Genomic DNA, 25,313 nt, shown 5'->3' with positions numbered 1-25,313 from the left:
TCTCATCCGAGCAGTATTGAAAGCTGTGTTGTGTCGTAATTACTGTAAATACTTATACCAAGCGTGAAAAATGATTGCGACAGATGGAAAACTGAAACATTTATCCAATGGATGTTTCACAATCCAAAATCGTTCGACTGAGCTTGTCCCTGAGTTTCGACTGCGCTCAACTACCGCGTAGCCGTTCGCGTAGCGTCTCCGACAGGAGAAGGGCGCAGCCGAAGTCTAAAATCTAAAATCCAAAATGGTATTACCCTGCCAGCCGATACATAATCACTTTTCCTTTCCAATTTTCTTCTACAAATACTAGATGCTCACCATTGGAACGCCGAAAAGCGCGAATACCGTAGGGTATATCAATCCAGCCACTTTCGCCGCCAACTTCTGAACCTGGTTTTAACTGTTGTACTTGCGCTCCCGTCTTGGCATTGTAGACATATACCTCTGCGGTTTTGACTGTCACGGCAAATACATAGTCTTCCGTGACACTGATTGCTGCTGTAGACACTTCACGCTTACCAGTGCCGTCGTAAGGAATTACAATCCGCCATTTAGGAGTACGATTTCCTTTACTCCAATTGTCAAAACGGGCAATCTCAGATCCAGCAACTCCAGCATCGTCACTAAATGCAGGGCGATCTACCGTAAAGCCTGACAAATACATACTATCTGTTTCAGGGAAATATTCGATCCGGCGCAAGTCGTTAAATATTTTGGGAGTAGTTTGCTTTTCCATCGAACTATAGCTGTAGATGGGGTTGCCTTTAGGATCTATTCCCTGTAAAGAATAATGTCGAATACCATCTTCTGTTCGCAAAGCTTTCCAAACATCTCCTTTGCTGTCTACCCACCAGCCGCCGAGATAAGGATAATCTTTGCTGCGATCGTATTCGTTCTTTTCAAATTTGCCATTACCGTTGCGATCGCGCCAGATCCATTCGCCTTGTTCTGGCTGATGCGGTGGCCAATTTCCGGTGAAAAATGGTTTATCTGCGCCATTAGTTCCGACAAACATGCCGGCGGGTATGGCGACTTTACCATCAGTGGCTGAATTAAAACGATAGATTTGCAGAAAGCTGTTATACATATCCGTGAGAAACAAAAACGGCTTCCCTTGGATGCGGCGAACAAAGGTTCCATCTGGGGATGTATGCAGACGTGGATCTTGAGGATATTTGAAAGCATTTAAGGTGTAGGCTTTATAAGTCCACTGCTTACCAGCAGCCTTACTGTAGTCCATCAGATAGTGTTCTTGTTTGGTGAATAAATCTACACCATCAGTTTTAGGATCGGCATCTGCATTATCGACGAATATCAATCCCAGCGATCGCCACATTAGTTTTCCCGATGGCGAAAATTTCCGCAAATCTGTTCCTGATTTGTTGAAACCATTACTATTTATATAGATATTACCTGAAGCATCTGTACCGACTCCGGTAAGTCCGTAAAGTTTCAAATCTCGAACTTCACCAGGAACTCCTGCATAGATACCGCCTTTAGAACCAAAACTACTCACCTGTACAGGCCGATCTTTGATGTCATAAGTCAACATTTGCTGACGCGGGCCATTTTCTGCTACTAACAACTTACCTTGATGATTAATAGCGATCGCAGTTGGTTCGACAATATCTGCAATCTGTTGGGGCAATTGCTTTCCACTTTGGGAATAATGGAGAATCTTGGCAGGCTTACTACCATTTTTACTTTGAATAATCCACAGATTTTTTTGTGGATCGATAGTTATTGCTCCCGGATTAGCAACGGTAAAGCTGCGGAGTTCCTTCATCGTATCAGTATCATAAACACGAATGCGGTTAGCAGCAGAATCACTCGCATACAACTCGCTTCCCACAGTTGCTAATCCAGTGACTTCACTTTTAGTACTGGTAATCAACATACTTTTATCCCAACCGCGTCCATTCGGAAACGGCGCAGGTTTTCCTGATAAGTCATAGCGTCTAACGTTATACCAAGTTGTTCCTTCTGGTGGATAATCTTCTTTTGTATCGCCCCTCGAACCTTGAGTCATGGCAATGTAAACATATTTACTATTTGCGGTTACAGCTTTGCCACCGCCACGACTCCAGCCGTGAGTATCCTCAAGGGCAGCAATAACCTTACCATCTTTATATATTCCTGCTTCCATTGCCGCCTCATCCCAATGGCTATTAGTATAAACTGTGCCATCAGGAGCAACATACATGCCCTCAATATTGTTTTGTATCCGCAGATTTCCACTGCCAATAGTATTACCTATCCACGATGTTTTGTAGTTAAGCGCGGATGTTTCAGTATTATTTTGTACTTGCAGATTTTCACTGCCAATAGTATTACTTATTGGCGATATTTTGTGTGTAAGTGTGGGTATTTCAGTATTATTTTGTCCCCACAGACGTTCGCTGCCAATAGTATTATTTATTGACGATATTTTGTGTGTAAGCGTGGGTATTTCAGTATTATTTTGCACCCGCATATTTACACTACCAATAGTATTATGTGTAAGCGTGCGTGTTCCAGTTGTCGCCCAGTCTGTTGTAATTCCAAGGGTAGTAACAATGACTCCAATAGTCAGACTGAGTAAAAATTTGAACGTTTTATTTCTTTGTAAATATCTAGGATTAGATGATTTTTTAATGTGTTGATTGAGCTTGTAACGTAGTTTTTTTAACCGCGTCAGTAATTTATTTATCATATAATTTTTAGGTTTTAATTATTTATATACAATCATTGTTTATGAAATCCGTAAAAAAATATAACTGTTTTGAAGTGGTTAAGATACCGTCTATGTATGGACACGGCATCTGATATCACTCTGCTATAACTTTCATGAGAAAATAACAGAGTAAAAATAAAAATAACTAGCAATGGCTGAAAAAAATAACTTTAAAAAAATACGAAGATATCTTCAAGAAGCTGATGTTAAATTTGTGCGAGTTCTTTGGTGCGATAATGCGAATATTATCCGTGGCAAAGCCGTGCATCTGGGAATGTTAGCTCACTACTTTGAACATGGAGTAGGGATTTCTGTAGGGCAGCAGGGAGTTCCCGTAATGTATGATGCAGTTGTGCCAGAAACAAATTTAGGACCAGTAGGTGAAATTCGCTTAGTCCCAGATTGGTCTAGCCTCAAGCCTTTACCTTATAGTCCTGGTCATGCTCGTGTCATGGGCAATATGGTATTAGATGGTGGTGCTTGGGAGTTATGCCCGCGAAATTTTTTGAAGCGGATGATTGCGGCAGCTAAATCAACTGGTTGGGAAGTACGAGCAGCCTTTGAAAATGAGTTTTATTTACTACGGCAAACACCTGATGGCATCATTCCGGCTGACTCCACAGTTTTTGCTTCAACTCAGGCAATGGATCTCCACCGTGAAGTAATTGATGAAATCGCTGATGCACTTATTGCCCAAGGTATACCTGTCGAACAGTATTATCCTGAATCAGGCCCAGGGTCAGCAGGAAATTTCCATGCGCTATACCGATGCTTTACAAGCAGCTGACTGGCAAATTGCTTTTCGAGAAACTGTCAGAGCGATCGCCCACCGTCACAACCTCATCGCTTCATTTTTACCCAAAATTTTCCCGGATGCAGCTGGTAGTGGTTGTCATATCCATCTGAGCCTTTGGCATAAGGAGAAAAATCTATTACCCGATCCTCAGAGTATCTATGGTCTTTCTGAGGTGGCATTACAATTCATCGCTGGTATCCTACACCATCTGCCGGCATTAATGGCACTTACTACCCCAAGTACTAATTCTTACCGCCGCATTCTTCCTCATAGTTGGAGTGGTGCTTTCCGTTGTTGGGGATTAGATAATCGAGAAGCTGCTGTGAGAGTCCCTAGCAACCCTGCTTCGGGCTGTCCCAGCCACTTTGAATTGAAAACTGTAGATGCCTCAGCTAATCCTTACTTAGCTTTAGGAGCAGCGATCGCAGCCGGACTTGATGGTGTGCAGCGTAGTCTCACACCACCAAACCCAGTAAATCAAGACCCTGGATATTTATCAATTGAAGAACGCAGTGCTAAGGAAATAGACCCATTACCAAATAATTTGGGGCAAGCGATCGCTCACCTCCAGCAAGACGATATCCTATTAACAGCTTTAAATCCCCAGTTAGCCAAAGCGTTCTTAGCAGTGCGTCAAGCAGAGTGGCAAGCAATGAAAGATTGGGAATTAACGGCAGAAGTGAAAACATTATTAGAAAAATACTAGCACCCCACTCCTACTCCCTACTACAGATGAATCTGGCTGATATTCCTTTAATTGACCAACACGCCCACAACATATTAAAACCAGAAGTAGCTGCCCAGTCTCCTTATGCGGCTGCCTTTACTGAAGGCTACGAACCTGAAATCATCAACTACCATGCCCGTCATACCTTCTTTTATCGGCGTAGCTTGCGCGAGATTGCTGCTTTATTGAACTGCGAAGCTGAAGAAACAGCAATATTGGCACGGCGAGAAAGTCTAGGATTAGAAGAACTAACGCAGATTTATTTTCGGGCTGCTAACCTAGAGGCAATTTACTTAGATGATGGTTTGCAGCCAGAAACTATCCTACCTCTGTCGTGGCATGAAAGGTTTATTCCTGTGCGAAGGATTCTGAGATTAGAACTATTAGCAGAACAGCTAATTCTGCAATCTCCTGATTTTGCTACTTTCCTAGCCAGATTCAACAGTGAACTCGATCCCCCACCGTTGGGAGTAGTAGCTTTTAAAAGTATTGCCTGTTATCGGAGTGGTTTGGATATTCAATCGGTAACTGACGAGGTGGCGGCGGCTCGCTTTGACAACCTCAAGCAACAACTGCACAATCAACCTCTGCGACTGACAGATAAACCGCTGATTGATTTTCTGTTACAACAGGCATTATTAGTAGCAGCAAAATACCGCTTACCAGTGCAATTTCATACTGGCTACGGCGATCCCAGCTTGGATTTACGATTGGCTAATCCTCTAAATCTGCGATATTTACTAGAGTTACCCCAGTATCGCGATGTACCAATAGTATTGCTACACGCTTCATATCCTTATATGCAGCAGGCTGGTTATCTAGCTTCTGTATATCCCCAAGTTTATCTAGATTTCGGTTTAGCAATACCCTTTTTAAGCGTATCTGGGATGCGGGAAGCAATCAGGCAGATGTTAGAATTAACTCCCACTACTAAATTAATGTATTCTTCTGATGCCCATTCAATTCCAGAATTGTACTACTTGGGTGCAAAATGGGGTCGCCAGGTTTTAGGGGAAGTGCTAGAGCAAGCAATTACAGATTCTGATATTACTGTAGCTGAAGCTGAGGCTATTTCTGTAGCAATTTTACGTGAAAACGCCTTAGTTCTCTATCAATCAGCGCACGAAACAAGTACTAAGCGTTAGCATTATTTATTACCCCAATTACTTTTGCTTTCAAATTTGGCTGAGATTTTTCGTTGAACAGAGTGATTGCAGAGCAATATATAAAGCTCATCTATGTTGAAACCTAGAGTTTTTTAAAAAATATTAAAAGATATATTTATGTAGGTTGGGTGGAGTTAAACGCAATCCAACATTACCACCTGATTTATGTTGGGTTACGCTATCGCTGCACCCAACCTACAAAACTACTGAAGAGGACTTTGGCTATGAGACAGGGATTTACAATTCTTGGCGGACGTGCGGTTTCGCGTTAAGTTGACACCAATGAACATTGTTGTGCCCTTACGATAATCTGTACCTCACCAAGTTGTAATCTGCTGTATTTAAAACATTATTTAAGGTATCAACATTTACTTAGTTATTTAACTTAAAATCGTAAGCATTAATACAAAAACGTTCTATATTTATTACTTTATAGTGGCTTTTATCTCTTCCTATATAGCATTCAGCTTTTTGAATTGGGAGGTATCATATATAGCTATCTCGGTGCGATCTAGTTAATAAAAACACAGATTTTGTTCATTATTGACGTTGAGATATAAATAGTTTATAAATTAGTTTTCTATATAAAAATTATTATTGGTAATGTGTATTCATAAATTCTATTGATTCAGGTTTGCATACAGATATAAAAGCGCACAGATGTGCGCCTGTTTTAGTATATTTATAGGAGAGACATTAGTGGAAAATAAACCAGAAAATTTTACTTCTTCATCTGCATCTATTCTCACTCTGGGATTAGGCTGGTTTCCCAAAAATCCCGGAGGACTAGAAAGGTATATTTACGAACTAACTCATAAATTAGCAGCAAATCAAGACCAGATTGAATTATGCGGAGTTGGTCTTCCAGAGACTGAAATAAATTCGCCGATTAAGCTGACTAACTTGGCGAGTCCGGATAGTGCTATTTGGCAAAGATTATGGTCAATTCGCACAAACTTCCAGAAAACAAGAACTAGCAAACCAGATGCTATTAATTTGCACTTTGCATTATATAGCTTTCCGATTTTAGATATTTTGCCAAAGAGAGTACCAGTTACTTTTAACTTTCATGGCCCTTGGGCTTCTGAGAGTCAGCAAGAGGTAGTTAATAAAAACCTCAGTCTTTTTATCAAGCATTGGCTAATCGAACAAAACACTTATAATCGTTGCGATCGCTTCATTGTTTTGAGTAAAGCATTTGGGAAAATTTTACACGATAAATATCAAGTACCGTGGAGCAAAATTCATGTTATTCCCGGTGGAGTTGATATTAATTGGTTTCAACCAAATTTATCATCCCAAGAAGCTTGTGCAAAGCTAGGCTGGCCTACTAATCGCCGGATTATATTTACATCACGCCGCTTAGTGCATCGAACGGGAGTTGACAAATTATTACAAGCTCTGGCTATAATTAAGCCCAGAATACCAGATGTTTGGCTAGCGATCGCAGGTCGCGGTCACATTCAAGCTGCACTACAAAAACAGGCTACAGAATTAGGACTAGAAGACAACGTTAAATTTTTAGGTTTTCTTCCTGATGAACAATTACCTATAGCTTACCAAGCTGCCGAATTGACTATTATGCCTAGTCAATCTTTTGAAGGATTTGGATTAGTAATAGTTGAGTCTCTAGCCTGTGGTACTCCTGTTTTATGTACTCCAGTTGGGGGAATGCCAGAAATTTTATCAGATTTTTCACCTGATTTAATTACGACTTCAACAGAAGCATTAGACATTGCTGAAAAATTAGAGCAAGTGCTTTTGGGAAATATCCCCATACCTTCACGATTGGCCTGTCGCCACTATGCCACCACACATTACGACTGGAATCAAATTGCCCAGCAAGTACGGAATGTTTTATTAACTTAGACAAGTAAGTTTAATAAATTCTAGGGGCATTATACGAATCAAATTAGATAAAAAGAGGTTTAATGAAAATTCTTTTTTTGGATCAAAGCGGTAAACCAGGCGGTGCCGAATTATGTTTAATAGATATTGCTAAACCTTATGGCGATCGCGCTTTAGTAGGTTTATTTGCAGATGGATCGTTTAAAGATTTACTACAACAAAATCATATCCCAGTAGAAGTCCTTGCAACTCAAGCAATCCAAGTTCGCAAAGAAAGCAGTTGGTTACAAGGATTCAAGAGTTTGGGACAACTTGCACCTTTGATTACTAAGATAGTTAAAAAAGCGCGTAAATACGATTTAATCTATGCCAACACCCAAAAAGCATTAGTTGTCGGAGCGTTAGCAAGTTTTTTCAGTCGTCGCCCTCTGGTTTATCATTTACATGATATTCTTTCCCAAGAACATTTTAGCCAAACTAATCTTCGCATTGCTGTTAACTTAGCTAATCGTTTTGCATCATTAGTAATTGCTAATTCTCAAGCTAGTCAATCTGCCTTTGTACAAGCAGGAGGACGCCCAGATATCATCGAAGTTGTTTATAACGGCTTTCATCCCAAAATTTATCAAACTGATGAGTCTGATATTAAACAATTACAGCAACAGTTAGGATTAGAAGGGAAATTTGTTGTTGGACACTTTAGCCGTCTTGCACCTTGGAAAGGGCAGCATATTTTAATTGATGCCCTTACTAAATGTCCGCATAATGTGATAGCAATTTTAGTTGGTGACGCACTGTTTGGCGAACAAGATTATGTCCAAAAGTTACACCAACAAGTTAGTGAACTGGGATTAGAAAACCGCGTCAAATTCTTAGGGTTTCGTTCTGATATTCCCCAGTTAATGGCAGCTTGTGACTTGGTGGCACATACCTCTACTTCGCCAGAACCCTTTGGTAGAGTGATTGTAGAGGCAATGCTATCTGGAAAACCTGTAGTTGCAGCCAAAGCTGGGGGTGCAATAGAGTTAGTAGAACATGGACTTAATGGTTTTTTAGTGACACCAGGAGAACCCCAGGAACTTGCACAAGTAATTAGCACTTGTTTACAAGAGACGGAAATAACTGCAACTATAGCCAATAATGCCAGGGCTACTGCTAGTAAGCGTTTTGATATTTCAACTATTAATCAGCAAATTTTCCAACTGCTGTCCCACAGATTATAATTACTTCCCTAATCTGACAATCACCGATTTTGTTTGGATAACCCCAGATTCACATCTGGGGTTTATGGTTGTAATTACAAACCAACTAATTCACGAGACTCAAAATCAGAGAGTTGTTGAGCGATCGCTAATCTTGCTTCCAACTTAGCTACACTAAACTGGTTACGCAGATATTCCAAATGAGCGATGGCATTTGCTTTATCAACAGTTAATCGAATTTGGGTGTCTATTGCTTTCTGATATTCCTGATTCACAAGCAGCACCTCAAAGCGGCGAGCCTTACGTTGAGCATCATTTTTCAAATCCATCTCAAAAGCGGCGGTGCGGTCTGCATTGCCTTCAAATCGGTTAACTTGATGCTGCACTGCCATCAACTGAGAATCTATTTCATTAGCCCGTTGGGCAGCTTGTGCGATCGCAGCTGGATAATGACTCAGTTGCATCATTTAATAATTTTCCTCTCAGGTCAATAATGTAGTGTTTAAGTATAAGACCAACCCTTGAATCCATTTACCAAAAGGCTATCACAGAGCAGTTTTACACTTAACTCAGCTTGGTAGAAACTATATATATATTATAGCCCAAATGTATTGAATTGGGGGAAAAAAGCGATGTCTGAAGTACAGGTATGCCAATTATTTTATACTAATTATTTACAATCATTTTCCTAAATTTTCTTTCGCTAAAATCAATTCTCCAAAATTTGTAAAATTAAACCTCATTCATCTTTACATGTACTCTGTATGAGCTAATTTTTTAAGTTTTTGAAATTAGCTTTAGACAAAGGAGTAAAAATTAATATCAATCGTCATTAATTTCTGGAGATGTCTTTTGAATAACACTATTAATTTTGCCTTTTAAGATTAAGTCCGCCCATATACTTATCCCGTATTTCTCACAAGCTTATGAAGCGTTTGATGATGAGTAATAAGTAAAAAAGCAACAGGCGCAATACCAGTGCAAGAAAAGAGTACATTCTTACTCTTTACTCCTTACTCACTACTCATTACTCCTCAATTCGAGGTGTGGTGAGAAATCCGGGTTATGACTTATATCATGTCCGGCTAATTACTTGTGATTCGATACATCTGTGCAGAAAATACAAAACCCTCTCCCCTGCTCCCACTTCGGCTCCTTTCGACTTCGCTCAAGGCAAGTCGCTCAGTGACCACCTGCCCCTCGGTAACAGAGCGCAGCCGTTTGCGGAGCGTCTCCAAGAGTTGTGCTGCCCCCCTGCGGTCTTAATGATAAGTCTTTTACCGGACACGATATTATTTAGCCGCCAGACTGAAGTCTGCGGCTAACAAAGTAAGCGTGCATAAGCAGGCTAATTATTTTCTGCTAAATTCTACACTTTAGCTCAAGCTGCTTCCCGCAGTTGTGGTTGTGACGGCACACTCACCTCTGGAAAAGAAAGCGAGAGTTGTTCGGCTTGAGGTACTGCCGCTTGCTGCAAAACTTGAACTTCAATATTCACGCTGACCAAATAACTACCTGTATCAGCACCAACTGCTTCGGCAATCAGTTTAGCAATGTCTGGGCGTTTGGCACTCAGCGGGGGTCACGTAAAATACACCGATCCCATTCATGCTTGGCAGTCGGATTGAGGTTGAGAATATAATGCTTCATCATCGAACTAACCCTTGAATCCATCTTCCAGAAGGTTTTCACAGAGCCATTATGCATTTGGCTAGGCTTTGTGGACGCTATACCTATTATAGTATATTTGTACTAAATTGGCGATGTCCAAGTCAGAAAGTAGGAAATATATCATTTCCGTCTAATTGGCTATATTCCCTAATCTATGCAGAGCAGAAAGCCCAAAAACCCCTTTAACCGGACACGATTAAGCTGTTCCACATTTAACTTGCATAATTAGCGTAGGCTTTTCGACTTATGCCACAAGAGTTATATAAATTTTAAATTAGATGTCGTTTAGCTTATAAACCATTCATAAAAGCGCAATGTCTACGATGAGCAAAGCCAACGCTAAATTTATCTATTCCTTTCTTCTCCAACTTGGTGATGTCTCTAAATTCTTAATCCCATAAAATCTGCCTATAGATAAATTCTAATACAAAGGTATTGCAACTAAGCTTACAAAGCAACACCTTATATTTATGTAAATCGCTATATGGTAGATATCTATATTATTGACCTATTTGTAATTGGTCTACTTTTACTGATGGTAACTTTAGGGTCGGGTTGGATTACTCGCTTACCCCTTTCTTTTGCCATCATCTACCTAGTGGTTGGTATTTTTCTAGGCCCTTATGGCTTAGGACTGATTCAATTACGCCGAGATGACGTTTTTAATACTGAACTGCTAGAGAGAATAACAGAACTTGTCGTAATTATTTCTGTGTTTAGCTGCGGCTTAAGAATTGTTCGGCCTCTAAAGTTGGGGGTTTGGGATATTACAGTGCGATTGATTGTATTTCTGATGCCAATTTCAATTTTTGCTCTGGCTGTTGTGGGTAAATTGTTTTTAGGAATGAATTGGGGAGAAGCAATTTTATTAGGAGCAATTCTCGCACCTACAGATCCAGTATTAGCATCAGAAGTACAATTGACCAGTATAAATGACCAAGATGAGTTGAGATTTGGTTTAACCTCTGAAGGTGGGTTAAATGATGCTTTAGCTTTTCCCTTCGTTTATTTTGGCATTCATGCCTTAGAAGATGACAACTGGGGTAACTGGTTTCAACAGTGGATTACAGTTGATTTAATATGGGCGATCGCATCTGGCATTATTATGGGGATTATTGTTGCCAAATCTATAGTTTGGATTGAAAAAAAAGTTCAAAAACGCCGTGCTACCGATGAGTTAATGGAAGATTTTATTGCTATCAGCACAATTCTATTAACTTATTCATTAACAGAAATGGTTAATGGTTATGGATTTCTAGCAGTATTTATTGCTGGGTTAGTTGTTCAACGCAGTTACAGAAATCCTGAAAAACCGATAGAACAATTAGAATTTGTTGAGCAAATCGAAAAACTACTGGAAGTTGGGACAATTTTACTATTGGGTTCAATATTATTATTGAAACCAATACTTAATTATGCTATGCAATCTGTGTTAGTAATAGTTTTGTTATTCTTGATCGTCAGACCTTTAGGAGTTTGGATTAGCACAATAGGCAAACGTCCTTTAGATTCACGCCGCCGAACCTTCCACCCAGGAACTCGGTTGTTATTTGGATGGTTTGGGATTCGCGGAGTTGGTTCTTTATATTATCTAGCCTATGCCTTTAGTCATGGTTTGAAAGGTGAGGCAGCCGAACAAATTGCTTGGATAACTTACACTACTATTGTAGCCTCGGTCGTTGTGCATGGAATTAGTGCAACTCCATTAATGAAGTGGTATGAGCGCCATTTTGCTAACAAGAGAAAGACTACTCCTCCCACCACAATAGATGAATTTGAGTAAAAAGATTTCTTGGATGTAGCGACTTTCTTGAAAGTCGCTACAGTTCCCTATTTACCTGTCACTTTTTCAATAACTTCTTTCGCTTTTTCACCAAAACTTTCTGGGGGATTTTGTTTTTGTTCAGCCTTTAAATTTCTTTCATAAGTCTTCTCTATAGTATTGAGGTTTTTTGAATCTTTTTTTGCTTGCTCATAAGCTTTTTGTCTGTCTTCTTCTTGAATACCAACACCTGGATCGTATTCGTTAGCACGATTAATTTTTTCTTCAGAATTTGGTTTATACTCTGGAGGTATTAGTTTTAATTCTTCAAGAGTAGTTGCATGACTAGTTTGCTGAACCAAAATGAAAGAACCTGACAAGCCGATGAAAACCATCAAGCTAATAACCAAAAAGCTTGAACGTAATACTTGTTTTAAACTTAATAGAATTTTTTGCATGAAAAAAATCTCCTAATCTTTTTGTTATGAGCCTTTTGAGGTAGAAGATAGATTAAATATCTGAGGCTCAAAGGCATCCTAAGTGTTTAGGTACAGTTCTTTCTTCTACCTCAAGGTATATTAATTTTTAGTTTTTATAGTAATCTGATTCACAAGACTAAAATCCTCGAATTCTTAGAAAAGTCGAGGATCTCGTGGTTCACAAATGATTTAGTAGTAGCACAAAATTGTGTAATCTTACCCGTGTATCTGTTTAAAATGAGAATCGCTATAGTCCCAAATTATCGTGCTTAGTAACATCCCGTCCAGACATCAAATTCTGGAATAATAGCTCAAGTCTGCTCAAGTAGACTGATATTTTACTTTCTTATCGGATAAACTACTTATGACCAACTGTGATTAATTTTTATTCCTCGACTTTGCATTACTTCTTCAAATAAATTTGTTGGTAATGCTTCTTCTACAGGAAAAACTCCAGGTTTTTTGAGTTTACCTTCTAGCAATAATTGGGCAATAGTACCTGTGCCACAACCAGAAGCCACAGCTGTATTTTCATGCACTACAGTTGAGCAATAAACGGCTGTTTCACCATTTTTCTGCCCTGTAACCTCAGAACGAACTGCTACTCCAATTCCACTAAAATTATTAGTGACATCTGTCATTGAATGGCTGACATGAGACAGAAATTCAATCATGTAACGACGCTGCATTAACCACTTGGGGAAAACGTGTGCCGCAATCCAAGTTAGATGATTATAAAAATCTGGAACGGAACCAAACTTAGTAATTACAGTTTTCACTAATGGGAATGCATGGGGCAGTGTAAAGGTTTCTGGCATATCAAACCAGTAAACTCCGGTGCGTCCATATGGAGGTGGAAACTCAACTACTTCTCTTTCACTATAAGGCTTGACTATTTCCCATTTTCCATCTATCCAAGTCTCAAAAGGATACTGCAACCCAAGAAAAGTTGTCCGCATCACTGTAATGCCAGCACCACCAGAACCAGAAACTAAATAACTTAAATGAATCTTTTCTGGTTTATCAAATTGTTCAACACCTTGACGTACCATGCTGTTAGAAATACCAGGAAAAATGCCAGTATTAATAATTGCTGTCACGCCAGCAGCAGCAGCTTTTTCATGATAATTCAAAGCTTTGCTGGTATAAGACCGATGGTCGCTAACATCTAGATAATTAACGCCTTCAGCGATACAGGTTTCGAGAACATTCGTATCTCGATAGTGAAATGGCCCGGCACAATGGATGACTAAATTAGAGTTTGCGATCGCATCTCGCAACTTGTCAACTTCTGCCAAGTCCAATACCAAAAACTGCACTTGTCCTCCTGAAGACAAGCTAACAGCCTTCCCAAACTCCGCAGAACGTCCAGTAATCGTAATTTGAGCCTGCGTATGAGTAGCGAGATCCTGAGCAACACTGCTACCAATCCGCCCTCGTCCACCAAGAATTAAAACGCTGTCTGTCATTACTCCAGCATTCGCAACACTAACTTAATTTGACCAGTTTTGTGTGCTGTTTGCCATCGGTTATAAGTATGACTTACCTTTTAATCAAGGCAGAGTTTTCAATTATAGTTAAATCTGCCTTCTTCACGCCTCAATTTGCCTAACTACTGTTAGCGCTGAATAACTCACCCCAGCAGTACCTTCGCCGGGATGGGTGGAATCACCAACTAACCACAAATTCTCGATTGGTGTCCGATTGGCGAACCCAAAGGGGCCAAAGGTGGGAATTCTTTGACCGATGCCGCCAACTATACCGCGATCGCGGGCTGTGAAATGGGCAAAAGTGCGCGGTGTTGCGGCTTCTTGATGAATAATAGTTTCTGGTTTGAGATAGAAGTATTGGGCAAGACGAGCGATCGCTTCTTGGGTAAACTTTTGTTTTAGTCCTTCATAATCATCAGTCTGCCACCACTGTGCGGGATCGACAAAGGAAGAAGCGATAATTGTCGCTTTCCCCTCCGGTGCGCGACCATCTCCAGGATGACTGACGGAAACAAATAGGGAATTATTCTCGCCAATGGGGCCATTGACATCATACAGAAATTGCAGGTGGGGAGGACATCCAAGCGGAATCGCGCTGGCATCTACACCCAAATAGACCACAAAAGCACCCGATGCTTGGGGCAGTTTTTCTACCCGATTTTTATAACCAGATGGCACTTGTCCCAATAACTGTACCAAGTTTTGCACGGTGACATTGCTAACTATGTGGTCGGCTGCTTCTGTCCAAACTTCGCCAGTTTTCTGATTTCTTATAACAACAGCACTGGCTTTACCATTTTCTACTTTGATTTGTTCTACAGTGTGGCGCATCAATAGTTTGCCGCCGTCTCTCTCTAAGGATTGTACCAAGCGATCGCTTAATACTTGCATACTTCCCTGGAGGTGAAACAATCCTTGGGGCAGTTGGGATACACTCAACGCTGTGGCTGCGTAAAGTAATGCTGTTTCTTCTGCATCTACCTGGGAGTATAGCTTCAGTTGCAAATCCAAAAAAGTTCTCAGCCGTCGGTCATTTCCCAGTCCACATAACCGTAAAGCATCTCCTACCGTAAACAAGGTGAAGGGTACGGTAATTAATGTACTCGGACGCACCGCCTGAGTTAGCTGCCACAAATCCCATAAATTACGCGGTGGTAGCACCGGGGGGTCGCGTCCTTGAAATTCCCAACTAGCAGCAAATAAAGTTGCCATCAATTGCCAAAATGGTTCGCTACCAGGAAACTGTTTTTGTCGTTCCTCTTGCCATTTCTCTTGGTCGCGCCAAACGTTGATGGGTGTGGTTTCCCCTGGTAAATACACCGCACAAGCAGGGTCGCAAGGCGTTGCTTGTGGCAAATCTATTGACAATTCTGAGAAAATCCGGTGGTGAATTCCCCCTGGTTCCAACCCCGCCACCTGAGTTGCGCCCACATCAAAGGTAAATCCCTGGCGTTTAAAGGTCGAAGCACAGCCTCCTGGTACGAGGGCTTGATCCAAAATTAAGACGCTGTAACCTCTATGAGCTAATAATGCCCCAGCTGTCAGTCCACCTATGCCCGCACCAATAACAACGACATGAGAGTTACTTTTGTCAAGAGAAATGCTGGACATTGATTATTTTCTTTAAAATTCTTAATACTTTTACTGATAATTTTACCTTACTCTCTGAGTTGAATGGGATCGACAAACCTCTTTCTGCCTTGAACTAAAGTTCAAGTCTGTTCTTCTTTGAGTCGGCTACGGTGTACACACAAGTCTGAAGTCGTTGATAAATATCGGTTTTACCCCACCCTAACCCTCCCCTTGCAAAGGGGAGGGAACCAGATTTCTTATTTCCCCCCAATGCATCGGGGGGATTAAGGGGGGTAATTAGACTTGTGTGTACACCGCAGGTCTGAGCCGGAGAGGAAAGGTTTTGCAATGCCTCAGCTTTATCTTCTTGAGCTAAGTTTGTATCAGCCTCAATTACTGCTTGCAATTGCGTCAACAGTTCCTTAATTCCCGGTTTTTTTGGTTCGGGAGATGCTGGTAACTCGTTGATAGTATTTGTTACCGTACCGCTAATATCACCTAAATTCAAAGCTTGTCCACTGGCATTAAAATCTCTGCCAACACTACCAATTTCAATTTTGCGGCTGGCATCATTACTGTTAGTCATATTTTTATTCTCAACTTTATTGTCAACTTGAACATTAATCGGCTTATTTGCTAATAATTTTACAATCTCTGTCATCTCTCCACTTTGTTGGCGATAGATAACTATTTGCTCATCTTTAGCTTGTAATTGTGCTTTATATTTTTCTTCTACAGCTTGCAGTGCCAGTTGATAATTTTCCGTAAAATCGCTATGAATCTTCTCTTTATCGGCATCAATAGGTACACTTACCTTAACGACAACAACGCCATCACCTTTATTTTCAATACTCTGTAGAGCTAATTCTGTGTCTTGATTTTGGTCTTGCACTGTTTGGAAGGCGTTAACAAAAGCTTTCCAATCAATGCCATCGCGGAAAATTAAATCAACAGTATTTAAAACCTCTTCAAATAGCTTGGTAAATTCTCCTGGTTGAAAGTAGCCACTACTGGGACGGCGTTCCCGGTCATCTGTTTGTGCCTTCGGGTTTTCAAGAAGATAGATAAAGCGACAATCTACATTATCTAACTTAGTTGTACTTTCAATATTCCACGCTTCCACACAAGCACCTGTCATTTTAGCGCTGGTAAAGTTAGTACCTACAGCTTGAGCTAGAGTTAGGTTTGCCCACTCTAAATAAGCGCCTTGGAAGGTGGCTGCTGTAATATCAGCATTTTTTAAAACTGCTTGTGTTAAATCTACACCGATAAGGTTTGCGCCTTTTAAGTTCGCACCAGCATAGGATTTTCTTCTACCATTGCCAGTTACTAGCAAGTTAAAAATATCTCGTTTAGCTAATATCGAGTTGTCTACTCTAGCAAAGTCCAATTTTTTAGCTTCATAAAAACGAGTGCGTGTTAAATTGGCTTTTCTAAAATCTGTATTTTTAAGAGTCGCACCAGTAAAATCAGCATCAGTTAAATCAGCATTAAAAAAATTTGTACCACCTGTGGCAGCAAAAGCAATAGCAGTTGAGCGAACCCAGGCATCTATTTCATTTCCAGCTAGACTGCGCCACCCAATGTAAGCACCAAATTGTGTGATGACGACGGCTCCGGCTGCGGTAATGGCGACGGTTCTGGTATTAGCTCCGGCTCCAACAATAGCTCCGACGATAGTTCCAACAATACCTCCAGTAATTGCTCCAGTTCCGACGATAGCTCCAACAATGCCTCCAGTAATTGCTCCGGCTTCGACGATAGCTGCAACAATGCCTCCAGCGATGGCGACGGCGATGACTCCAGAAATGGCGATGCCGATGGCTCCGGCAAAGGTAAAGACTCCGGCGAACGCTAAAGAACTGGCTCCGAAGATGATGATAGCAACGGCAAACCCGATAGTGATGGCGACGGCGATCGCTATGGCAAATGCGATGGCTGTTAAACCCTTACGAATAGTTACAATACAAAAGACGGCCAATACAATTAGAGTGGCTACCCCGGTAATGGGCTTTTGAGTGATTCTGGTGTCAAAAATAGATGCTATCAATACACCAACTAGGGTTGAGAAAAATCCTGATAGTGCTGATAGTAGCCATGATATTATCAGCAACCCAATTACCCAACGCTTCTGTAGTCCAGCTTTAGCACCTGTGAAGTCAGCATCTTTTAAAATAGCGTTGGTAAAATCTGCCCCTTTAATATCCTGACTGCTAAAGTTGGCTCCAGTCAAGTTTTGACCTTTAAAAGAGCGACCTCGGAGATTTTGACCGGAGTAGTCTGGCGGCATAATCACTAATTCGTAATTCGTAATTAAGAAAGAAAGTCAGATGAAATCTGGGTTTGGGGGTTTGAATTTAGTGATAGATTTTAGAGAGGTGGTATCACTGAAATTTTATACAAGTTTACTATGCAATATTTCGGATTTTGACAAAATAAGGAAAATACAAAAATTTTGGATGTAATACGCAGTAGAAGTGCATGGCTGCGTGCCTTTACCTTTAAATGCTTAAGGTATCATCTATTGAAGTTGGTGTCACTATACTTAAGCTGTAGTTATCAATATTGCAACTGTAGCGGCTCCCAAACTTACGGGAGCAGTTCCTAAACTTATGGGAGCAGCTCCCGAACTTATGGGAGCGGTTTCACAACTTACGGGAGCAGCTCCCGAACTTATGGGAGCAGCTCCCGAACTTATGGGAGTAGCTCCCAAACTTATGGGAGTAGCTTCCGAACTTATGGGAGTAGCTTCCGAACTTATGGGAGCGGTCTAACTCATGACGGAAGCGGTCTACTTTGCAACATTACTCACTAATTGCAGTATTTCAGTACCTTTTAATATCCATAAAGGCAACGTAAAAATATCAATTGCTGATAATGGTAACGGAATAAGTGAAGAAGTCAAAGAAAAAATATTTAGCCATTTCTTTACTACAAAAGGAGTTGGTAAAGGTACGGGTTTAGGACTGGCGATCGCTCAGTCTATTGTGGTAGAAAAACATCACGGTTCACTGGTTGTGAATTCTACGCTTGGTGAGGGAACTGAATTTGTCATTACCTTACCAATTCTGACTCAAACTCAAAATTAATTTGGTCGAGACTCTGAAATTCTTTGGTCATTATCTCTTCTTGTCAGTTAGTTGATACCATCCTGCGAGATGAAATGCAAATATTTCCAGTATCGGTGAGAGCAGATTATAACTTTTTGTAAAGATTGCATAGGAAAACACGTAAAGTTATCTGCTTGATACAGAGAAACTAATAGAGATTTCCTTTAAGGATGAAATTATATGTCAGTATCAGCTTCTTTAGACCTGTCTAAAACTTTCTTCCTCAACAGCTTACCAGGAGCTAATCAGACAATTTATTTAGATTTCGACGGCAATATCACCTCTGGTACTTCCTGGAACACAGATAAAGGTCTGGCTAACATTATCATCCCTGCCTTCGACTTCGACGGCAACATAGCATCCTTTAGCTCGGCTGAACTTGAAACAATTCAGTATATCTGGCAGCGTGTTGCTGAGGATTTCAGCCCATTTAATGTTAATGTCACAACGCAGGCTCCAGTAGATATTAACGATCTGATTAAGAGCGGCAGTAATGATACTCGCTGGGGGGTGCGTATTGCGATCGGCGGTAGCAGTTACGATTGGTATGGTGAAAGAGTAGGAGGAATCGCCAAGCGTGGTTCTTTCAACTGGAATAGTGATACTCCTGCCTTTGTTTTTGCTGAAGATGCGTTCGGCGATGAGAAGGAGACGGCTGAACTTATCTCTCATGAAGTAGGTCATACGCTGGGACTCAAGCATGATGGACAAATAACCCCCCCTCAAGAATACTATCTAGGACATCCTAGTGGAGAGACTGGCTGGGCACCGATCATGGGAGCAGCGTATTACGACGAGCTAACCCAGTGGAGTAAAGGCGAGTATGCTTCTGCTAACAATACTGAGGATGATTTGCAAATTATTACAACCCAAAATGGGTTCACCTACCGAGCCGATGATTGTGGCGATACAATTGCGACAGCAAAGCCACTAACCATTTCTAGTACGTCTATCAGTGGTAGTGGCATCATTGAGCGCAATACAGATTTAGATTTCTATAGTTTTGTCACAGGTACTGGTCTGATTAGCTTGACAGTGAATCCTTTTAGTCCAGGGCCAAACTTAGACATTTTGGCAGAGCTATACAATTCTGCTGGTACCTTAATTGCATCGTCCAATCCAACAGATTTACTATCTGCAAGTATTACAACAAATGTCGTTGCTGGAAATTATTACCTCAAAATTGATGGTATAGGAAAAGAAGATCCTCTTTCAACTGGCTACACGGATTACGGCAGTTTGGGGCAGTACTTTATCAGTGGTACTCTAAACTTTCCTAATATCCAGCGCTGGGCAACAGGCCAAGGCGGGTTTTGGGATACTCAAAAATGGCTAGTCGGCGATTTTAACGCAGATGGGAAAGATGATTTAGTCAACGTCTTTAATGATGGAGGTCTAGCCAGTATCGATACTCACTTATCTAATGGTGGGAGTTTTGATAGCCAGCGTTGGGCAACTGGACAAGGCGGGTTTGGGGATACTCAAAAATGGCTAGTCGGCGATTTTAACGCAGATGGGAAAGATGATTTAGTTAACGTCTTTAATGATGGGGGTCTAGCTAGTATCGATACTCACTTATCTAATGGTGGGAGTTTTGATAGCCAGCGCTGGGCAACTGGACAAGGCGGGTTTTGGGATACTCAAAAATGGCTAGTCGGCGATTTTAACGCAGATGGGAAAGATGATTTAGTCAACGTCTTTAATGATGGGGGTCTAGCCAGTATCGATACTCACTTATCTAATGGTGGGAGTTTTGATAGCCAGCGCTGGGCAACAGGCCAAGGCGGGTTTGGGGATACTCAAAAATGGCTAGTCGGCGATTTTAACGCAGACGGGAGAGATGATTTAGTCAACGTCTTTAATGATGGGGGTCTAGTTAGTATCGATACTCACTTATCTAATGGTGGGAGTTTTGATAGCCAGCGCTGGGCAACTGGACAAGGCGGGTTTTGGGATACTCAAAAATGGCTAGTCGGCGATTTTAACGCAGATGGGAAAGATGATTTAGTCAACGTCTTTAATGATGGGGGTCTAGTTAGTATCGATACTCACTTATCTAATGGTGAGAGTTTTGATAGCCAGCGCTGGGCAACAGGTCAAGGCGGGTTTGGGGATACTCAAAAATGGCTAGTCGGCAATTTTAACGCAGACGGGAGAGATGATTTAGTCAACGTCTTCAATGATGGGGGTCTAGCTAGTATCGATACTTATATTTAGTATTGAGCCAAGACAGGCGTAAAAATCTGTAATCTAATCTAAACATGGGAAGTTTTGCGGTCAAAGTTTTACACTAATTGCGGTGTTTCAAGTTCTGCTAATTATTCGGTCATAATACAGGAGCGTAGGTGCAGCCCGCACTTCTCTACGAGACGCAGACGGGACGGCATAATTCGACTTTGCTTACCAGCCGCTTAGTGACCATCGTAAACATCGCTTCACCAATACCTTTGAGAAATTGTTGAACGAACTTTCGCTTAGTGGAATCAATCTCGTCGCTTGAGTAAGGATGATGAGCTTTTAGCAGAATTGCCAGGAAACCCTCTAAAAAGAAAAAACCCGCCGTAGCGGGTTACACAACAAAACTATGAACAATGAAAACTTGATTTAGCTGGAATACCTCATTTCAGCTTCCAGTTGACGAATTAACTGTTCGTCGCCTTTTGCTCTAGCTATTTCCAAGCGATGCTCTAGGCTTCTTTGAATATTCGCTCTGTGAGTTTCTCGTGATTTGCTCAAACTTTGTAGTCTATTTTGACTCATAGTGATTACCTGCTTTAGTTTTTCCATTTATGTCTTGTATTCTTAACATAGCACACATTTTGTAGCTGTTGCTACAGAAAATATATTTTTTATATATTTTTACCAGAATATGTCTAATAACCAGATAGATCGACAGCCCCTTGTGACTTTACTGAGCGATTTTGGCGATCGCGATGTTTATGTAGGCATAATCAAGGGAGTCATAGCCCAAATCAACCCCAGACTGACGGTGGTAGACTTAACGCACCAAATTCCGCCGCAAGACATCAAAGCAGCCAGGTTTAGCCTGATGAATGCTTATACCCATTTTCCAGTTGGGACAGTGCATCTGGCAGTAGTCGATCCAGGTGTGGGAAGCAAGCGACGAGCGATCGCAGTAGAATTTGCTCAAGGGTTTTTGGTCGGCCCAGATAATGGTATATTCAGCGGGGTACTCAGTCAAAGTCTGGCGATGTCTACGACGGGCTACGCCTACGCAGCCGTCGAACTTACAAATCTTAATTATTGGCGCACTCCTCAACCAAGCAAGACTTTTCACGGTAGGGATATTTTTGCACCAGTAGCAGCTAATCTTGCTAGTGGTGTCCCCCTCAAACAGCTAGGGCAAGAAATCGATCCAGCAAGTTTGGTAAACCTGGATATAGGCAACTGCAAGCAGACAACCACCAGTGTAGTGGGTTGCATTCAATATATTGACCACTTTGGCAACTTGGTGAGTAACATTCCAGCCAGTTACGTGCAAGGCAAAAGTTGGTATGTGCAAGTTGCTGGATTGAGTGTACCAGGCTGTGAAACTTACAGTGAGGTGAAAGTGGGAGAGATAATAGCTTTAGTTGGCAGTCACGGTTGGGTAGAAATTGCCATTAATTGCGGACATGCTCACTCACAATTACAGATTAATTTACAAGATCCGCTAGAAGTCTTGTTTTTTTAAGAAAATCAGACCAGTGAATCTTGCTAAAGTTAAGACAGTGAAAAATTCCCAGGCTGCAAAGTGCCTGTTGGTAATTTGTGGGAAAGTCAAAAAAAGAGGAAAATTCTAGATATAAAAAGGAGCATAGCCAACTACACATCACTTAAAAATAAGCATTTTCATTCACCGTAGGCAGTGCCGATTCGACAAAAATTTCCAGAAAGCAACTGCTAAAATATGTAAGTTTAAAAATGGTGACATGAAGTTCGCCTTATTGCTCATAATAATAAAAGTAACCCTTGAGCAATTTCCTGTTGTACTCTCCTAGAGAATCATAATTATATTCTTAGCTATGACTACACAAACACTCTCTGCACCAGAAGTTTATCAAGGTCAGTTTGGGGAATTTACAATTACTCAGAGCGATCGCACTGGCGTAATTATCTACCGTGCTGGGTTAATGGTAGCAGCACTGAGCTTTGCCATCGGCAGCGCCTTGATTTTACTCAACAATAACCCAACTGTTGTAAATTTACTGACACCTCTATATGCTTGTTTTAGTCTCGCTCTTGGTGTAAGTTTATTTACCATCCATATTTACATGGCATCACTGCACCGAGCATTGCAAGTTTTTTGGGCGATTGGTAGTATCGCATCAGTGATTCTGGCAATCAGTAGTAGTGAACCTTTAGCTCTTGCTGTTTACAATCAGCCAATTACCTTATTTGGAGTTGGTTTTATTTTCGTAGCTTTAACAGGTATTTATTTTAAAGAGGCTTTTTGCTTCAATCGCCTGGAAACCAAAGTATTAACCCCAATTGTACCGCTACTGTTGTTAGGACATTTGGTAGGAATTTTACCAACCCAGGTAGAAAGTATTTTATTAGGAACTTGGGCAATATTATTTTTAGTGTTTGCCCTGCGCAAGACAGTTCAAGCAATTCCTGCTGATATTGGAGATAAGTCTGTATTTACCTACTTGAAAGAACAACGTTTAGCTAAGGTTTAATGCGGATAAAAAATCGTCGGTGTCAAAAATTTCCCAAAATCAAACTAATCAAACGCCAAGAAATGTGGACACTTACGGCTCAAGGGTGGGCGATTGCGATCGCTTTGATTGTTTATTTAATATTTTTCATTTTTACTCATGTACACTCATTTCTCGCCGTAACTTCCCCGAGCCAATCAGCAGAAGTATTAGTTGTTGAAGGATGGCTACCAGATTACGCTATAGAAGAAGCTTTGACTGAATTTCAAAACGGTTCTTATCATCAAATAATTACTACCGGAGGTACATTAGGAAAAGGAAGTTATCTTACCGGATACAAGAACTTTGCAGACGTATCGGCTGACACCTTCATAAAACTCGGTTTAGAAGCAGAAAAAGTAGTAGCCGTTCCGACACCTTTTGTGGTTAAAGATCGTAGTTATGCATCTGCTGCTGAATTTGAACGTTGGCTATCCAATTCAAATTTAAAGATAGAATCGATTAATCTTTTTTCCTTGGACGTTCATGCCCGTAGGAGTTGGTTTCTTTTTAAAAAAATACTTAACCCTCAAATTAATGTTGGTGTGATTGCTGCGACAACACAAGATTATAATCCAAACAAATGGTGGAGTTCTAGCGAAGGCGTGCGGATGGTTCTTGATGAAGGTATAGCTTATCTTTATGCACGGTTTTTGAATTGGAAAGCCTAATAGTAATACAGCAGAAATATTGGCTGCGGCAGCCATTGAATTTTGAATTTTAGATTTTAGATTTTTCAGTCAATCCAAAATCCAAAATCCAAAATGGTATTACTTACCCAGGATTTGTAATAATGCTTGTCGATAAATTTTCAAACCCTCTGCATTCAGATGGTCGCCATCACTGGTGAAATTTTCTTTCAGAACATTATTTTCATATAATGGTGCTAGTCCGGCTGCGGCAACTGGCACTTTTTCTGTTTCAGCCACTTGATTAATCAGAACATTAATTTGTTCAACTCTCTTCAGTGGGGCTGCTACAGTTGGATCTGAGCTTGCTGCCACTGTCGAATAAAAAGCCGGAATTAGAAAAATCTCTTTAGTTCCCATTGTGCGCAGAAGTGCGATCGCCTCTTGGAGATTTTTGCTAAATAATTCATCACTAATTTTATACAAAGCATCATTTCCACCTACAGCAATAATGGCTTTTTCGCATTTCACCTTGGTAGGAATTAAACTTTTCAGTTGTTCTAGTAATGAGATTGTACTCAGACCATTTAACCCAAAATTAAAAGTACCACTGCCTAGGGTATTGCCAAGTCCAGCCGAAATAGAATCGCCAAATAAGCAACCTGAGAACTGTTTATCCTGGGCGGCGAGTGTTTGATATTGTAGGGCAATTTTCCCTAAAGGTGAAGAACTGACATCATCTTTCGGCGGCGCATCAGCAGAACTAGCAGAAGAATTTGCCATACCGACCAGCTTCTTAATTTTTGACACCTCAATAACTAGTCGATCGCTGGGATAGGCTTCTAGAAAGCTGGTTATTCCTAGACCTTCTGGCGATCTTGCTCCGACGATCAGGGCAGATCGTAGTGCTTGTATACTAGCCTGATCGCGACGAGCGATCGCTTGGGAAGCAAAAGATAAAATTTGCTTGCCCATTCCTGTGTTTACCAGCTTATCTAAAGCCACAATATCAAGGGACATTTTCACCTGAAGGGCTTCTTGAAATTTCTGTTTCTCTTCAGCGCTGAGGTAATCTAGAAAAGATTTCAGATCGCTAGAAACCTTTTGTGTCTTGTCATAGTTGCGTATATCTGCCACCGGAATCGATTGCTCAAACAATCCGTACCTGACGGTAACTTTTTCGGCTGCCAAACTAGGTAATAAACCAAGGCCACTATGCACCAGTAAAAATATTAAGCACCCAGATAGGCTTATTAGAAGACGATAGAAATATTTCATCACACAGGATAAGAAGATAGATAGTCAATAGTTAATAGTCAAGAGTCAAGAGCCAAAAGTCAAGGGGAATTGGGAATTGGGAATTGGGCATTGGGTATTGGGCATGGAGAAGAAACAAAGGAGACAAGAAAGAAGGGGGAGACTGGGGAGAGATTTTCAATAATTCATCC

At 40.9% G+C, this 25,313-nt stretch carries 18 protein-coding genes and 2 pseudogenes; 11 read left to right on the top strand and 9 right to left on the bottom strand.

The annotated features are described in order from the left end of the window. Positions 1 to 250 precede the first annotated feature (250 nt). Complete coding sequence (locus tag NSTCB13_RS34285; RefSeq protein WP_448275500.1) at positions 251 to 2,692, bottom strand: hypothetical protein; 2,442 nt, start codon at positions 2,690 to 2,692, stop codon at positions 251 to 253. Positions 2,693 to 2,864: 172 nt separating this feature from the next. Here NSTCB13_RS34285 and NSTCB13_RS34280 point away from each other — a divergent pair. The 4 genes and pseudogenes from NSTCB13_RS34280 (at position 2,865) to NSTCB13_RS34265 (ending at position 8,473) form a co-directional block, all read left to right on the top strand. Then, positions 2,865 to 4,215: pseudogene (locus tag NSTCB13_RS34280) on the top strand (glutamine synthetase family protein). A 26-nt stretch (positions 4,216 to 4,241) separates the two neighbouring features. Further along, positions 4,242 to 5,381 (top strand): amidohydrolase family protein, encoded by a 1,140-nt coding sequence (locus tag NSTCB13_RS34275; RefSeq protein WP_448275499.1) that lies wholly within the window; start codon positions 4,242 to 4,244, stop codon positions 5,379 to 5,381. Between the two features lie 720 nt (positions 5,382 to 6,101). Continuing rightward, complete coding sequence (locus tag NSTCB13_RS34270; RefSeq protein WP_448275497.1) at positions 6,102 to 7,271, top strand: glycosyltransferase family 4 protein; 1,170 nt, start codon at positions 6,102 to 6,104, stop codon at positions 7,269 to 7,271. Positions 7,272 to 7,333: 62 nt separating this feature from the next. Next, complete coding sequence (locus NSTCB13_RS34265) at positions 7,334 to 8,473, top strand: glycosyltransferase (protein ID WP_448275496.1); 1,140 nt, start codon at positions 7,334 to 7,336, stop codon at positions 8,471 to 8,473. A gap of 74 nt (positions 8,474 to 8,547) precedes the next feature. On the opposite strand, the gene NSTCB13_RS34260 is transcribed toward NSTCB13_RS34265, so the two are convergent. After that, positions 8,548 to 8,919 carry a hypothetical protein gene (locus NSTCB13_RS34260; RefSeq protein ID WP_104909380.1) on the bottom strand — a complete coding sequence of 124 codons (372 nt, stop codon included), beginning with the start codon at positions 8,917 to 8,919 and terminating at the stop codon, positions 8,548 to 8,550. Between the two features lie 914 nt (positions 8,920 to 9,833). Beyond that, positions 9,834 to 10,105, bottom strand: a pseudogene (locus NSTCB13_RS34255) (hypothetical protein). A 502-nt stretch (positions 10,106 to 10,607) separates the two neighbouring features. Between NSTCB13_RS34255 and NSTCB13_RS34250 the strand changes: the two are divergent. Beyond that, positions 10,608 to 11,906: a cation:proton antiporter gene (locus NSTCB13_RS34250; RefSeq protein ID WP_448275494.1), complete on the top strand. Its 1,299-nt coding sequence runs from the start codon at positions 10,608 to 10,610 to the stop codon at positions 11,904 to 11,906. A gap of 47 nt (positions 11,907 to 11,953) precedes the next feature. Here the strand turns inward: NSTCB13_RS34250 and NSTCB13_RS34245 are convergent, their stop codons facing one another. From NSTCB13_RS34245 to NSTCB13_RS34230, 4 genes are all read right to left on the bottom strand, one after another. After that, complete coding sequence (locus NSTCB13_RS34245; RefSeq protein WP_448275493.1) at positions 11,954 to 12,343, bottom strand: hypothetical protein; 390 nt, start codon at positions 12,341 to 12,343, stop codon at positions 11,954 to 11,956. A 383-nt stretch (positions 12,344 to 12,726) separates the two neighbouring features. Beyond that, positions 12,727 to 13,833: a saccharopine dehydrogenase family protein gene (locus tag NSTCB13_RS34240; RefSeq protein ID WP_448275491.1), complete on the bottom strand. Its 1,107-nt coding sequence runs from the start codon at positions 13,831 to 13,833 to the stop codon at positions 12,727 to 12,729. A 123-nt stretch (positions 13,834 to 13,956) separates the two neighbouring features. Next, positions 13,957 to 15,465 (bottom strand): C-3',4' desaturase CrtD, encoded by a 1,509-nt coding sequence (gene crtD / locus NSTCB13_RS34235; protein ID WP_448275489.1) that lies wholly within the window; start codon positions 15,463 to 15,465, stop codon positions 13,957 to 13,959. Between the two features lie 94 nt (positions 15,466 to 15,559). Further along, complete coding sequence (locus NSTCB13_RS34230; RefSeq protein WP_448275488.1) at positions 15,560 to 17,716, bottom strand: pentapeptide repeat-containing protein; 2,157 nt, start codon at positions 17,714 to 17,716, stop codon at positions 15,560 to 15,562. Positions 17,717 to 18,038: 322 nt separating this feature from the next. Here NSTCB13_RS34230 and NSTCB13_RS34225 point away from each other — a divergent pair, with 322 nt between their 5' ends. The 3 genes from NSTCB13_RS34225 (at position 18,039) to NSTCB13_RS34215 (ending at position 20,753) form a co-directional block, all read left to right on the top strand. Then, complete coding sequence (locus NSTCB13_RS34225) at positions 18,039 to 18,200, top strand: hypothetical protein (protein ID WP_448275486.1); 162 nt, start codon at positions 18,039 to 18,041, stop codon at positions 18,198 to 18,200. A 3-nt stretch (positions 18,201 to 18,203) separates the two neighbouring features. Beyond that, on the top strand, positions 18,204 to 18,515 hold the full coding sequence (locus tag NSTCB13_RS34220) for a sensor histidine kinase (protein WP_448266821.1): 312 nt from the start codon (positions 18,204 to 18,206) through the stop codon (positions 18,513 to 18,515). A gap of 201 nt (positions 18,516 to 18,716) precedes the next feature. Continuing rightward, a complete protein-coding gene (locus NSTCB13_RS34215) occupies positions 18,717 to 20,753 on the top strand; it encodes a hypothetical protein (protein WP_448266822.1) in 2,037 nt (678 codons plus the stop codon). Between the two features lie 387 nt (positions 20,754 to 21,140). Here NSTCB13_RS34215 and pirA read toward each other — a convergent pair whose 3' ends face one another. Beyond that, positions 21,141 to 21,296, bottom strand: a complete 156-nt coding sequence (pirA, locus tag NSTCB13_RS34210; RefSeq protein WP_292738868.1) for an arginine synthesis PII-interacting regulator PirA — start codon at positions 21,294 to 21,296, stop codon at positions 21,141 to 21,143. Positions 21,297 to 21,405: 109 nt separating this feature from the next. Between pirA and NSTCB13_RS34205 the strand changes: the two genes are divergently transcribed. From NSTCB13_RS34205 to NSTCB13_RS34195, 3 genes are all read left to right on the top strand, one after another. Then, positions 21,406 to 22,230, top strand: coding sequence for an SAM hydrolase/SAM-dependent halogenase family protein (locus NSTCB13_RS34205; RefSeq protein WP_448266823.1), 825 nt, complete (start codon positions 21,406 to 21,408; stop codon positions 22,228 to 22,230). A 331-nt stretch (positions 22,231 to 22,561) separates the two neighbouring features. After that, entirely contained in the window at positions 22,562 to 23,218 is a 657-nt protein-coding gene (locus NSTCB13_RS34200) for a DUF2301 domain-containing membrane protein (protein WP_448266824.1), read from the top strand. Then, on the top strand, positions 23,218 to 23,907 hold the full coding sequence (locus NSTCB13_RS34195) for a YdcF family protein (protein ID WP_448275484.1): 690 nt from the start codon (positions 23,218 to 23,220) through the stop codon (positions 23,905 to 23,907). The genes NSTCB13_RS34200 and NSTCB13_RS34195 overlap by 1 nt, the downstream gene beginning before the upstream one ends. A 99-nt stretch (positions 23,908 to 24,006) precedes the next feature. On the opposite strand, the gene NSTCB13_RS34190 is transcribed toward NSTCB13_RS34195, so the two are convergent. Then, positions 24,007 to 25,086 carry an alpha/beta hydrolase gene (locus tag NSTCB13_RS34190; protein WP_445631984.1) on the bottom strand — a complete coding sequence of 360 codons (1,080 nt, stop codon included), beginning with the start codon at positions 25,084 to 25,086 and terminating at the stop codon, positions 24,007 to 24,009. Between the last annotated feature and the right edge of the window lie 227 nt (positions 25,087 to 25,313).

This window comes from Nostoc sp. DSM 114160, from assembly GCF_053470305.1.
This window is presented reverse-complemented; position numbering and strand designations above follow the sequence as displayed.

Excerpts from the sequence above, each read along its gene's own strand:
- pirA (WP_292738868.1), bottom strand. The coding sequence starts at position 21,296 with ATGAGTCAAAATAGACTACAAAGTTTGAGCAAATCACGAGAAACTCAC.
- NSTCB13_RS34245 (WP_448275493.1), bottom strand. The coding sequence starts at position 12,343 with ATGCAAAAAATTCTATTAAGTTTAAAACAAGTATTACGTTCAAGCTTT.
- NSTCB13_RS34205 (WP_448266823.1), top strand. The coding sequence starts at position 21,406 with ATGTCTAATAACCAGATAGATCGACAGCCCCTTGTGACTTTACTGAGC.
- NSTCB13_RS34265 (WP_448275496.1), top strand. The coding sequence starts at position 7,334 with ATGAAAATTCTTTTTTTGGATCAAAGCGGTAAACCAGGCGGTGCCGAA.
- NSTCB13_RS34230 (WP_448275488.1), bottom strand. The coding sequence starts at position 17,716 with ATGCCGCCAGACTACTCCGGTCAAAATCTCCGAGGTCGCTCTTTTAAA.
- NSTCB13_RS34200 (WP_448266824.1), top strand. The coding sequence starts at position 22,562 with ATGACTACACAAACACTCTCTGCACCAGAAGTTTATCAAGGTCAGTTT.
- NSTCB13_RS34195 (WP_448275484.1), top strand. The coding sequence starts at position 23,218 with ATGCGGATAAAAAATCGTCGGTGTCAAAAATTTCCCAAAATCAAACTA.
- NSTCB13_RS34275 (WP_448275499.1), top strand. The coding sequence starts at position 4,242 with ATGAATCTGGCTGATATTCCTTTAATTGACCAACACGCCCACAACATA.
- NSTCB13_RS34220 (WP_448266821.1), top strand. The coding sequence starts at position 18,204 with ATGACGGAAGCGGTCTACTTTGCAACATTACTCACTAATTGCAGTATT.
- NSTCB13_RS34240 (WP_448275491.1), bottom strand. The coding sequence starts at position 13,833 with ATGACAGACAGCGTTTTAATTCTTGGTGGACGAGGGCGGATTGGTAGC.
- NSTCB13_RS34250 (WP_448275494.1), top strand. The coding sequence starts at position 10,608 with ATGGTAGATATCTATATTATTGACCTATTTGTAATTGGTCTACTTTTA.
- NSTCB13_RS34260 (WP_104909380.1), bottom strand. The coding sequence starts at position 8,919 with ATGATGCAACTGAGTCATTATCCAGCTGCGATCGCACAAGCTGCCCAA.
- NSTCB13_RS34215 (WP_448266822.1), top strand. The coding sequence starts at position 18,717 with ATGTCAGTATCAGCTTCTTTAGACCTGTCTAAAACTTTCTTCCTCAAC.
- crtD (WP_448275489.1), bottom strand. The coding sequence starts at position 15,465 with ATGTCCAGCATTTCTCTTGACAAAAGTAACTCTCATGTCGTTGTTATT.
- NSTCB13_RS34225 (WP_448275486.1), top strand. The coding sequence starts at position 18,039 with ATGGGAGCAGCTCCCGAACTTATGGGAGCGGTTTCACAACTTACGGGA.
- NSTCB13_RS34285 (WP_448275500.1), bottom strand. The coding sequence starts at position 2,692 with ATGATAAATAAATTACTGACGCGGTTAAAAAAACTACGTTACAAGCTC.